Raw genomic sequence first — 10,412 nt, forward strand, 5'->3', positions numbered from 1 at the left:
AATCACGTGTTTGGAGGATGTCAATCCTCCTATAGAAAGCAAACAATGACAAATATTCGAAAAATTGCCAAACTGACTGGCTACTCAGTTTCTAGCGTGTCACGCGTCATCAACAACCATCCCCATGTATCCGAGGAGGCTCGTCAGAAAATCCTGCAAGTCATGGAGGAACTGGACTACCGTCCCAACATTCTAGCTCAGGAGTTAAGTTCAGGTTCGACTCGTCGGGTCGGTGTAGTTATTCCCAACACGACCCTGCACCCTTATTTCAGTCAGTTACTGAACGGGCTTTTGGATGCAGCTATGGATCATAACTATACCTTGCTCATTCTACCTTCTCGTTATGATATAGACTTGGAAAAATATTATCTGGAGCAGCTGCGAGGAAGGGCCTTTGACAGTCTTATTTTCACCTCTCGCAGTGTAGATTTAGAAACCATTGCTTCCTACGCTAAGTATGGCAATATTGTCTGCTGTGAAGAAGTGCAGGACCCCAATCTGAGTAGCGTTTATGTGAGCCGCACCCATGCTTGCAAGACAGCCTTTAATTGGATTAAAGACCAGGGAAAAAGTAGAATTGCTCTGCTATTTACCCGAAAAGACCTAAAAAGTTCCACCTACCGTCTCACTATGGAAGCCTACAAGGAAGTTTTTAGTGAAAAAAAGGAACCTCTGATTTTGGATGGCATTTCCACGGGAGAGGATGCTTATGAGCAAGGGGATAGCCTACTAGAGCAAGATTTAGACTGTATTTTCAGCAACGGAGATGATGTAGCAACTGGTGTGGTTCGCTATTATCAGGAGAAAAATATTGAATTACCTTTGCTGATTGGCCAAGAAAAGCAACTGACAGGAGAGGTGCTGGGGATTCCTACCATTGATAATAAATCCTACCAACTCGGTCAGGAAAGCTTCAAACAAGCACTCTCTGACGAAAAACGGACCATTATCCTACAATCGGAGTTTATCATACGATGATAAAATAGGCTCAAGCGACAATCGTCACTTGAGACCTATTTTTCTTCTATACAGCATCCGTAAACAAACCAGGATGCAGATGCTTAGGCAGGCAATCAAGACCAGACGATACGGATCCAGCCCTGAGCTGGAACTAGCTAGGTGCACCAAGTTACCAGAGAGATAAAAGACAAGTACGCTAACAAGATAGGCAATCCCCTGATAAATATTCCAAATTGTAAAGGGGCTAGGACTTGCTGCCTGGTGTTTGACTAGAGAAATGTAGAGTCCCCATAGAGCTCCCACAGCCCCATTTAATAATCCCCAACCTATGCTCCAAAAGATTGTATAGGATACAGCATCATGGGGAAGAAAGAAGATCACAAGAATCTCACATCCCGTTACCAACAGTAAGATTGTGAAAAACAGAGAACGTCTTTTTTCAAAACAAGGACCTGCAAGAGCAAAGGCTAGGACGTTCCCCAGCAAACTCATACTCGAATATAGAGACACGAGGCTGGCGGAGAGGTGCAATACCTGTACCATATAGAGGACATTCATCGTTAAGGTTACATATAAAATCAAACTATCCAAAAGTAGGACACGGACATGGTGCCAGAGCTGTTTTTTCAAAACCTGCCAGTCCATCTGTCTTGTTACTTGATGATTTTGAAACAAGCTATAGTCTGTTTGTAACTGTTTCAAAAGAATAAACTGCATGAACAGACTAGCAAGAGCAATCACCAGTAACCATCGATAATGAAGTGCAGTCAGTTCTTTTCCGATGAAAAAGGAAATAAGAAGGGTATAAAAGCTCGTGACCAGCTGAAACAAACCTAAGTAACTGAGAAATTTTGCGCGGACTTTCTCTTCTGTTAACAATAATATTAAGGGATTCCAAGCCAGACCAAAGCCCAGCTCCACGGCTATCTGATATAGAACCAGAAAAAGAGCATAGATAGAAAAAGTCACGCTTTCGTAGGGAATCACTACTAATATCCCAAGCAAACACAGCTTAGACAGTATACTCCACCGCATCAGGTCAAGGAGATTTTTCCTCCGCATCAGATAAGACAAGGGAATGCGGACAAGGGCTATAATTGGTAGCATTGTGATAAGCCAACTATTTTGCAAATCACTAAAACTTAAAATCTGGCTCATAAAAAGAATCATGAAGTCACCTGTGATGGTGATAGAAACAATTTGATTACTGAGGTTGAGCCCTACCATACTAGATTGATACGATTTTTTCATTTGTTCTCCTTTCTTGCCCATTATAAACCAGAGTTTGTTCCTTTTCTAGGAGTTCATGATGAAGAAATATGCACTTATGTTGCAAGGAGAAAGTATTTATGAAACTATGGCACTATTTTAAAGAAACATCTAAGGAATTTTACCTTGAAGAATGTGGGATTGATGATTATTCTAGCTTTCCGTTTTATGACTATACTGTTTTTCAGGATTTTGTCATCCACTGGATTTGTGAAGGGAAAGGCTACCTGCAAGTTGATGGGCAGACCTATTCTTTGGAGAAAAATGATGGTTTTATCCTAAGAAAAGGCCAAAAAGTACGCTATTGGGCAAATCCAGAAGATCCTTGGACAACCTACTGGCTGGGATTCTCTGGAGACAAATTAAGCGACTATCTCCAAAACACACAAGTTTTTTATGAGTCTGTTTGCCATTTCGATAGTCTTTTTCAAAGCAGAGAAATCATTCAAGACATCTGTCACAAAACTGCAGAAAATAGGCAAAAAGAAAGCTGGTACCAGATGCAAATTTATACCTTCCTTTACTACTTGCAGGAAGAATTTCCAGCAAAAATACCACTGAATGTCACTCAACTCCCTGTTGAAAAAGCTGCACAGATTTTACTACAACAGTACCAACAAGATATCTCTATTCAAGACTTGGCATCCCAGGTCGGACTCAGTCGTAGTACTTTGTTTCGTCAGTTTAAGAAACTTTATCATAAATCTCCTCAGCAATTTCTCCTTGAAACACGCCTGCTAAAGGCAAGAACACTCTTAACTGACACTGATCTATCTATAAAAGAAATTACCTTGGAAGTCGGCTATCAGGACCAACTAGTCTTTTCAAAAGCTTTTAAGAACCTTTTCTCTGTGAGTCCTAAATTTTACCGCCAAGGCTGGAAAAATCCTCCATTCAACTAGCATCCATCTCAGCATTTGCTTTAGAAGGAGGTTATTGATTGCTTCAAGTGCAGATAGATTCAATATAAAAAAATTTTTTAAAACAGCATCCTGAAAGTTAGATGTCATTCAACTAACTTTTGGGGTGTTTTTCTATTGCCTCCCATTCACGTCAACATCTGAATCCATCATTTGAAAAACATGAGTTGAATTATCAATAGTAATTTTGAGGTCGTCAAATGTCTCTAAAAATGGTATAATGGAATGAATTTTGAAAAAGGATGAGTGACATGTCAGTAAAAGAAAAAATACTTGAAATCTTAGAAGGAATCGATATTCGTTTTAAGGAACCCTTGAAGCTCTATACCTACACTAAGGTAGGGGGACGAGCGGATTATCTGGTTTTGCCACGCAATCGCTATGAGATGGCGCGTGTTGTTCAATTTGCTAATCAAGAGAATATTCCCTGGATGGTGCTAGGGAATGCCAGCAATATTATCGTTCGTGACGGCGGAATTCGTGGATTTGTCATCTTGTGTGACAAGCTCAATAACGTTTCAGTTGATGGTTATACCATTGAGGCAGAAGCTGGGGCCAACTTGATTGAAACGACACGTATTGCCCTTCGTCATAGTTTGACTGGTTTTGAGTTTGCTTGTGGCATTCCTGGAAGTATCGGTGGAGCTGTCTTTATGAATGCGGGTGCCTATGGAGGTGAGATTGCTCATATCTTGCAGTCTTGTCAAATTTTGACCAAGGAAGGGGAAATCGAGACCTTGTCAGTCAAGGACTTGGCTTTTGGTTACCGCCATTCAGCTATTCAAGATTCTGGAGCTGTTGTTTTGTCAGCTAAATTTGCCCTATCTCCAGGGAATCATCAGGTTATCAAGCAAGAAATGGACCGCTTGACGCACCTACGTGAACTCAAACAACCTCTAGAATACCCATCGTGTGGTTCAGTCTTTAAGCGTCCTGTTGGTCATTTTGCAGGTCAGTTGATCTCAGAGGCTGGCTTGAAAGGCTATCGTATCGGTGGTGTTGAAGTGTCTGAAAAACACGCTGGTTTTATGATCAATGTTGCTGACGGAACGGCCAAAGACTATGAGGACTTGATCCAATCTGTTATCGAAAAAGTCAAGGAACACTCAGGTGTCACTCTTGAAAGAGAAGTCCGAATCTTGGGTGAGAAGGAATAAGGTTGGGGTTGAAAAATTGCTGCTATAACCATTGTAAAGGGGGTGAAAGCCTATCGTTAGTGAAGATGTATGTAGGCAGTTTAATCTCCTACACGAGGTAGTAGCGGCCTAACAGAGCCCTAATCTGTTAATTTATGAAAAAGAAGGAATTTATGACAATTGAAAAAACCAATTATTGAATTCAAAAACGTCTCTAAAGTTTTTGAAGACAGCAACACCAAGGTTCTCAAAGACATTAACTTTGAGTTGGAAGAAGGGAAGTTTTACACTCTTTTGGGCGCATCCGGTTCAGGGAAATCAACCATTCTAAACATCATTGCAGGTTTACTGGATGCGACGACAGGGGATATTTTACTGGATGGGGTACGGATCAACGACATCCCAACTAATAAACGAGATGTCCATACCGTCTTCCAATCCTATGCCTTGTTTCCACATATGAATGTGTTTGAAAATGTTGCCTTTCCACTCCGCTTGCGTAAAATCGACAAGAAAGAAATCGAGCAACGTGTAGCGGAAGTTCTCAAGATGGTTCAGTTGGAAGGTTATGAAAAACGTTCCATCCGTAAACTATCTGGCGGACAACGTCAGCGTGTGGCCATTGCCCGTGCTATCATCAACCAACCCCGTGTGGTCTTGCTGGATGAGCCCTTGTCAGCGCTGGACTTGAAATTGCGAACAGACATGCAGTACGAACTGCGTGAACTGCAACAACGATTGGGGATTACCTTTGTCTTTGTCACTCACGATCAGGAAGAAGCTCTCGCCATGAGTGACTGGATTTTTGTTATGAATGACGGGGAAATCGTTCAATCAGGAACGCCTGTGGATATTTACGACGAGCCAATCAACCATTTTGTTGCCACCTTTATCGGGGAATCCAATATCCTTCCTGGAACCATGATTGAGGACTATTTGGTCGAGTTTAATGGCAAACGTTTTGAAGCAGTTGATGGTGGGATGAAACCCAATGAGCCTGTTGAAGTCGTTATTCGTCCCGAGGACCTGCGTATTACGCTACCAGAAGAGGGTAAGCTTCAAGTCAAGGTCGATACCCAGCTTTTCCGTGGCGTTCACTATGAGATTATCGCCTATGATGAACTTGGAAATGAATGGATGATTCACTCGACTCGTAAGGCCATCGTGGGTGAGGAAATCGGTCTAGACTTTGAACCCGAAGACATCCATATCATGCGTCTCAATGAAACCGAGGAAGAGTTCGATGCCCGGATCGAAGAGTATGTGGAGATTGAAGAGGTAGAAGCCGGCTTGATCAATGCTATTGAGGAGGAGCGCGATGAAGAAAACTAGCTCCAACCTTTTTGTAGTTCCCTATCTCCTCTGGATTTTACTCTTTGTTCTGGCACCTCTGGTCTTGATTTTTGGTCAGTCCTTTTTCAACATCGAAGGGCAGTTTAGTTTAGAAAACTATAAATCCTACTTTGCGTCACAAAACTTGACCTATCTCAAGATGAGTTTTAACTCGGTGCTCTATGCTGGTCTTGTGACCTTGGTGACCCTGCTCATCAGCTACCCGACGGCCCTCTTTTTGACCCGTCTCAAGCATCGTCAACTCTGGCTCATGCTGATTATCCTGCCAACCTGGATTAACCTGCTCCTCAAGGCCTATGCCTTTATCGGGATTTTTGGTCAAAATGGCTCTATTAATCAATTTTTGGAATTTATCGGAATCGGTTCGCAGCAGTTGCTCTTTACTGATTTCTCCTTTATCTTTGTCGCAAGCTACATCGAGCTTCCCTTTATGATTTTGCCGATTTTCAATGTCTTGGATGATATGGACAACAATCTCATCAATGCCAGCTATGACCTGGGCGCGACCAAGTGGGAAACTTTCCGCCATGTTATCTTCCCTCTATCTATGAACGGAGTGAGAAGTGGGGTTCAGTCTGTCTTTATCCCTAGTTTGAGTCTTTTCATGCTGACACGTTTGATTGGTGGAAACCGCGTGATTACCTTGGGTACGGCCATTGAGCAGAACTTTCTAACCAATGACAACTACGGTATGGGTTCAACCATCGGTGTGATCCTCATCCTGACCATGTTCATCACCATGTGGGTGACCAAGGAAAGGAGAGAACGATGAAAAAATTTGCCAATCTCTACCTAGCCTTTGTCTTTATCATCCTTTATTTGCCAATTTTTTACTTGATTGGCTATGCATTTAATGCAGGGGATGATATGAACAGCTTTACAGGATTTAGTCTGAGCCATTTTAAAACCATGTTTGGTGATGGTCGCCTCATGTTAATCCTCACCCAAACCTTTTTCTTGGCCTTTCTATCTGCTTTAATTGCGACCATTATCGGGACTTTCGGTGCTATCTATATCTACCAGTCTCGTAAGAAATACCAAGAAGCCTTTTTATCACTCAATAATATCCTCATGGTTGCACCTGACGTTATGATTGGTGCCAGCTTCTTGATTCTCTTTACCCAACTCAAGTTTTCACTTGGCTTTTTGACCGTTCTCTCTAGTCACGTGGCCTTCTCGATTCCTATCGTTGTCTTGATGGTCTTGCCTCGACTCAAGGAAATGAACGGTGACATGATTCATGCGGCCTATGACTTGGGAGCCAGCCAGTTTCAGATGTTCAAGGAAATCATGCTTCCTTATCTGACTCCGTCTATCATTGCAGGTTATTTCATGGCCTTCACCTATTCGCTGGATGATTTTGCCGTGACCTTCTTTGTGACTGGAAATGGCTTTTCGACCTTGTCAGTCGAGATTTACTCTCGTGCTCGTAAGGGGATTTCGTTAGAAATCAATGCCCTGTCTGCACTCGTCTTTCTCTTTAGTATTGTCCTTGTAGTGGGCTATTACTTTATATCACGAGAGAAGGAGGACCAAGCATGAAACGACTCTATTCATTTTTAGCAGGCATTGTCGCCATTATCCTAGTCTTGTGGGGAATTTCCCATCACTTGGATAGTCAGATCAATAGCCGAGATAGTCAACAACTGGTCATTTACAACTGGGGAGACTACATTGATCCCGAGCTTTTGGTCCAATTTACCGAAGAAACGGGTATCCAGGTTCAGTACGAAACCTTTGACTCCAACGAGGCCATGTATACCAAGATTAAGCAAGGGGGCACTACCTATGACATCGCCATCCCGAGTGAATACATGATCAACAAGATGAAGGACGAAAACCTCCTGGTACCACTGGATTACACCAAGATTCAAGGGATTGAAAATATCGGGTCTGAGTTCCTTAACCTTTCTTTTGACCCAGGCAATCAATACTCCGTTCCTTATTTTTGGGGAACCTTGGGAATCGTCTACAATGAAACCATGGTAGAGGAAGCGCCTGAGCACTGGGACGATCTCTGGAAGCCCGAATACCAAAATGACATCATGCTCTTTGATGGAGCCAGAGAGGTCTTGGGACTGGGGCTCAACTCGCTTGGCTATAGCCTCAACTCCAAGGATCCTGAGCAGTTGACAGAAACGGTCGACAAGCTCTACAAGCTGACCCCTAATATCAAGGCTATCGTCGCAGATGAGATGAAGGGCTACATGATCCAAAACAATGCAGCCATCGGGGTGACCTTCTCTGGGGAAGCCAGCCAGATGCTGGAGAAAAATGAAAACCTCCGCTATGTAGTCCCATCAGAAGCCAGCAACCTTTGGTTTGACAATATCGTCATTCCTAAAACTGTGAAAAACACAGACGCCGCCTATGCCTTTATCAACTTTATGCTGCGACCAGAAGTGGCGCTGAAAAATGCTGAGTATGTCGGCTATGCGACACCAAATATCCCAGCCAAGGAACTGCTCCCAGAGGAGACCAAGGAAGACAAGGCCTTCTATCCAGACGCTGATACCATGAAAAACCTAGAAGTTTATGAGAAGTTTGACCATAAATGGACAGGAAAATATAGTGACCTCTTCCTACAGTTTAAAATGTACCGGAAGTAATAAATGAAACGAATCAGTCAAGCTGGTTCGTTTTTCTATAGAGTGAAAGCGCTAAAAAAATAGGCTTACACTTGACAAAGCTTGTATAATATTATATAAGAGCTTGACCTTACGCCCAAGCTCTTTCTAACTAGTCTAGGGGAGTTTATGTTATGGACAAGGATATTTTTTTAAAGGATATTTTTAGATTTGATGAATTATTGGCTCGTCCAGAATATAAAGGGCGACGCATCAAGTTACGCTTTAATAAAAATTGGGGTGATTATAATTTTGTTGAAGACTATCTCAGTGGTTCGGAGGATTTTCTACCTTGGATTTTGAGTAGAGGGAGTGATGATAGAAGTCGTAATCGTGAAGATGATATTCAATTTCAGTTTATTGAAGTAGAGTATCATAAGTGGCTCTTTGTTGGTGCTTATCTTATCAAAGAGCGAGATAGTCAAGTTCAACAAGTCCAGTATGGAAATCATCATGTCAAGTATGCACTAGCTGAAAGATTAGAAGAGTATGACAAGTTTGTAGAGAAGGTTCTCGTTAATCATATCAATACAGGTCAATCTTGGTTTTATACTAATCGTTCTACAATAGACAGTGTCGAAGTAGAAGAGGTAACCAATCGTTCTTATTTTGAAAAATTTTCTACATTCCCAGGTTATGAAAATATCTCATTTTCGTATCAAGAGTTAAAGAAAAATTGGACAAATCGAGCGTGGCGAGAACAGTTGTCCGCGGTCTATGGTGTCTATGTGATTACGGATAGGAAAACGGGAAAATTATACATTGGTTCTGCCTATGGAGATATGGGAATCTATGGCCGCTGGTCGACCTATCTTAGTGAGGGATATGACAAAACAGAAGTTGAGGACAACAAGTATCCCAACAAGCGACTTTTGGAAATTGTAGAAAAACATGGAATTGACTATGTAAAACAGTATTTTCAGTATAGTCTACTAGAAATTTTCCCTAAAAATGAAGTGGGAAAACAAAAAGCGCTCGAGCGTGAAAAGTATTGGAAAAGTGTTTTAAAATCCAGAGAACATGGTTATAATGCAAATTAGGAGGGGAAAATGGCGAAGAAATTTGCAACAGGTAATTCAGGTAGATTATTTAAAGATTTAGAGATTTCAGAATTAAAAGAACAAAATATCATATTAGAACGTCAAGGTGAGAGGGAGGAGGAACGTTTCTACGAAAACAGAATTTATCAAATTAAATTACAGATGGCACAAGCGACAGATGAACAACAGTTAGTTCTACTTGAAGAGATGTTGAGTCAAGAAATAGCCAATCTAGAAGAAGTTAAAGAAAGAAATAGCCAAAATGAAAAAAGACGAAGAATGATGTATTTTATTCCTTTTATTCTTGTTTTTTTATTATTTGTAGTAGGTGCATTGTACATCTTATTTACTCCTAGCAAAAAAAATAATGAAGATAAAATTGCTATTTTAAATAATAGTTCTAATGCTGTATCTTCCACCTCCACAAGTTCTACAAAGCAAGCTTCTCTTGGTGGAAATAAATCTCAAGATAAACAAACTTCATCAACAAGTTCTGCCCCTTCTAGACCACAGCCTACAAAAGTATATATTGGAAGCTACATTGGTCAAAAATCCTCGGATGTTATAGATGATTTGAAGAGTAGAAATATTCCTGAGAATCATATAAAAGTTGAGGAAGAAGAAAGTGATGAATATTCTCCCGGAACAGTTTTACATCAGAGTTTGTCAGAGGGAACTTTATATGATTTGAATGATGCATCAGGTATTATTTTGACTGTTGCAAAAAAACGAACTAGTGCTACAATGCCAAGCTATATTGGTTCTAGTTTAGAGTTTACCAAAAATAATTTAAAACAGATTGTTGGTGTTAAAGAAGCTAATATTGAGGTTGTAGAAGTGTCAACAGCACCTGAAGGAACTGTTGAAGGTACAGTTGTTGAACAAAATCCAAAAGTTGGTGAAAATGTTGATTTGAACAAAATACGAATTAAGATTTCAATTTATAAGCCTAAAGCTCATCAAATATCACAAAGCAGATCTAGATAAAATAAGAACCTGTATTCACAACATCATAACATCCTTAAGATCCGACGAATATGAGATAGTTTTACAAAAGCAACTTCAGATGATACAGATTTTTCAACATCCTTGGCTAATCTTCGCGAA

9 protein-coding genes and 1 pseudogene are annotated in these 10,412 nt (G+C 40.9%); 9 read left to right on the forward strand and 1 reads right to left on the reverse strand.

The genetic code is table 11. The features are described from left to right. The first annotated feature begins 45 nt into the window (after window positions 1-45). Window positions 46-978 (forward strand): LacI family DNA-binding transcriptional regulator, encoded by a 933-nt coding sequence (locus SORDD16_RS03275; RefSeq protein WP_061452368.1) that lies wholly within the window; start codon window positions 46-48, stop codon window positions 976-978. Window positions 979-1,002: 24 nt separating this feature from the next. Here SORDD16_RS03275 and SORDD16_RS03280 read toward each other — a convergent pair whose 3' ends face one another. Continuing rightward, the gene (locus SORDD16_RS03280; RefSeq protein ID WP_061452369.1) at window positions 1,003-2,211 is read right to left on the reverse strand and encodes an MFS transporter; all 1,209 of its coding nucleotides are present in this window, start codon (window positions 2,209-2,211) and stop codon (window positions 1,003-1,005) included. A gap of 98 nt (window positions 2,212-2,309) precedes the next feature. Here SORDD16_RS03280 and SORDD16_RS03285 point away from each other — a divergent pair, with 98 nt between their 5' ends. The 8 genes and pseudogenes from SORDD16_RS03285 to SORDD16_RS11570 all read left to right on the forward strand — a co-directional run. Next, window positions 2,310-3,131 carry an AraC family transcriptional regulator gene (locus tag SORDD16_RS03285; RefSeq protein WP_061452370.1) on the forward strand — a complete coding sequence of 274 codons (822 nt, stop codon included), beginning with the start codon at window positions 2,310-2,312 and terminating at the stop codon, window positions 3,129-3,131. Between the two features lie 269 nt (window positions 3,132-3,400). Further along, window positions 3,401-4,306 (forward strand): UDP-N-acetylmuramate dehydrogenase, encoded by a 906-nt coding sequence (murB, locus tag SORDD16_RS03290; protein ID WP_061452632.1) that lies wholly within the window; start codon window positions 3,401-3,403, stop codon window positions 4,304-4,306. A gap of 159 nt (window positions 4,307-4,465) precedes the next feature. Next, on the forward strand, window positions 4,466-5,617 hold the full coding sequence (locus tag SORDD16_RS03295) for an ABC transporter ATP-binding protein (protein ID WP_061452371.1): 1,152 nt from the start codon (window positions 4,466-4,468) through the stop codon (window positions 5,615-5,617). Further along, complete coding sequence (locus SORDD16_RS03300) at window positions 5,604-6,410, forward strand: ABC transporter permease (RefSeq protein ID WP_061452372.1); 807 nt, start codon at window positions 5,604-5,606, stop codon at window positions 6,408-6,410. The genes SORDD16_RS03295 and SORDD16_RS03300 overlap by 14 nt, the downstream gene beginning before the upstream one ends. Further along, window positions 6,407-7,180: an ABC transporter permease gene (locus SORDD16_RS03305; protein ID WP_061452373.1), complete on the forward strand. Its 774-nt coding sequence runs from the start codon at window positions 6,407-6,409 to the stop codon at window positions 7,178-7,180. Before SORDD16_RS03300 ends, SORDD16_RS03305 begins: the two co-directional genes overlap by 4 nt. Continuing rightward, entirely contained in the window at window positions 7,177-8,247 is a 1,071-nt protein-coding gene (locus SORDD16_RS03310; RefSeq protein ID WP_061452374.1) for an ABC transporter substrate-binding protein, read from the forward strand. The genes SORDD16_RS03305 and SORDD16_RS03310 overlap by 4 nt, the downstream gene beginning before the upstream one ends. A 152-nt stretch (window positions 8,248-8,399) precedes the next feature. Beyond that, window positions 8,400-9,305 carry a GIY-YIG nuclease family protein gene (locus SORDD16_RS03315; protein ID WP_061452375.1) on the forward strand — a complete coding sequence of 302 codons (906 nt, stop codon included), beginning with the start codon at window positions 8,400-8,402 and terminating at the stop codon, window positions 9,303-9,305. Between the two features lie 531 nt (window positions 9,306-9,836). Next, window positions 9,837-10,292, forward strand: a pseudogene (locus SORDD16_RS11570) (PASTA domain-containing protein); the annotation flags it as partial. Between the last annotated feature and the right edge of the window lie 120 nt (window positions 10,293-10,412).

Origin of the sequence: Streptococcus oralis, assembly GCF_001578945.1 — a bacterium.
GTDB classification, from domain to species: Bacteria; Bacillota; Bacilli; order Lactobacillales; family Streptococcaceae; genus Streptococcus; species Streptococcus oralis_Q.